Annotated in this window: 2 protein-coding genes; one reads left to right on the top strand and one right to left on the bottom strand. The window is 62.3% G+C overall.

The genetic code is table 11. The features are described from left to right. Positions 1-165, top strand: a 165-nt coding sequence (locus A2J01_RS37530; RefSeq protein WP_442971586.1) for an Rv0361 family membrane protein, incomplete at its 5' end; no start/stop codon positions are given. 79 nt (positions 166-244) lie between these two features. Here A2J01_RS37530 and fbaA read toward each other — a convergent pair. Continuing rightward, the gene (fbaA, locus tag A2J01_RS31185; protein WP_064114276.1) at positions 245-1,282 is read right to left on the bottom strand and encodes a class II fructose-bisphosphate aldolase; all 1,038 of its coding nucleotides are present in this window, start codon (positions 1,280-1,282) and stop codon (positions 245-247) included. Between the last annotated feature and the right edge of the window lie 292 nt (positions 1,283-1,574).

Genomic DNA, 1,574 nt, shown 5'->3' with positions numbered 1-1,574 from the left:
AAGACGATCCCGCAGGTCGGAGCCGTCGACGCGGTGCGCATCACCGACGACACCGCGATCGCTCAGGTCCAGGCAAGTTTGCCGAGCACGGGCGAGCAGTCGTGGCGCACGTTCGACCTCGAGCGCCAGGACGGCACGTGGAAGGTCTGCGATCCCAGCAAGTAGGTACCTGAACAGAAAATGCGCGCCGGCGAGAATTTCGCCGGCGCGCATTTTGTTCTGTGAAGCGCAGTTGTGAAACCGATCAGCCTGCCGACACCGAGCGTCCGGCCGACTTCAGGTCGTTGCACGCCTCGACGACGCGAGCCGTCATGCCGGCTTCGGCCTTCTTGAGGTAGCTGCGCGGGTCGTATGCCTTCTTGTTTCCGACCTCGCCGTCGACCTTGAGGACGCCGTCGTAGTTGGTGAAGAAGTGTCCGGCGATCGGACGGGAGAACGCGTACTGGGTGTCGGTGTCGACGTTCATCTTGACGACGCCGAAGTTCAGCGAGTCCTCGATCTCCGACTTCAACGATCCCGATCCACCGTGGAAGACGAAGTCGAAGGGCTGCGAACCGGAAGCCAGACCGAGCTTGGCAGCGGCGACCTTCTGGCCCTCTTCGAGTACCTCGGGCTTGAGCTTGACGTTGCCCGGCTTGTAGACGCCGTGGACGTTGCCGAAGGTGGCGGCAAGGAGGTACTTGCCCTGTTCGCCGATGCCCAGAGCATCGACCGTCTTCTCGAAGTCTTCGCTCGAGGTGTAGAGCTTGTCGTTGATCTCGGCTTCGACGCCGTCGTCTTCGCCGCCGACGACACCGATCTCGACCTCGAGGATGATGCGTGCAGCCTTCGAGAGGGCGAGCAGTTCCTTGGCGATGGCCAGGTTCTCGTCGATCGGGATAGCCGAGCCGTCCCACATGTGCGACTGGAACAGCGGGTTACGACCGGCGTCGACGCGCTCCTGCGAGATCGCGAGCAGCGGACGCACGTAGGTGTCCAGCTTGTCCTTCGGGCAGTGATCGGTGTGCAGCGCGATGGTGACGTCGTACTTTGCCGCGATCACGTGTGCGAACTCGGCGAGCGCAACAGCGCCGGTGACCATGTCCTTGACGCCCAAACCGGAACCGAACTCGGCGCCGCCCGTCGAGAACTGGATGATGCCGTCACTGCCGGCGTCCGCGAAACCCTTGATGGCTGCGTTGATGGATTCGGAGCCGACACAGTTGATGGCGGGGAAGGCAAAGGAATGCTCCTTGGCCCGACCAAGCATCTCGGCATAGACCTCGGGAGTTGCGATAGGCACGGCGGGAGTCCTCCATATACGTGTCGTTCGGAGCGCTCGGCGATGTGAAAGCGCTTCGTGTGGTCCTAGCAGTATGGCAAGTCCGACTCGTCACGTCTCTTTGCGGTCTCGGCCCGCCGCCACCGACGCGATGACCTGCGGTGGTGGGAAACACTCAGATTCGGCCGGTACTCTGGCCACCGTGAATGTGCAGGCAGCAACTGAATCCGTGACGAACCTGGCCTTGCTGCCCGGCTTCCTCGATCCCGTGAACCTCTTGAATTCCTTCGGAACGTGGGTTCTGGTGGGATTG

The sequence above is a fragment of the Rhodococcus sp. EPR-134 genome (genome assembly GCF_001647205.1).
GTDB lineage: Bacteria > Actinomycetota > Actinomycetes > Mycobacteriales > Mycobacteriaceae > Rhodococcus_F > Rhodococcus_F qingshengii.
This window is presented reverse-complemented; position numbering and strand designations above follow the sequence as displayed.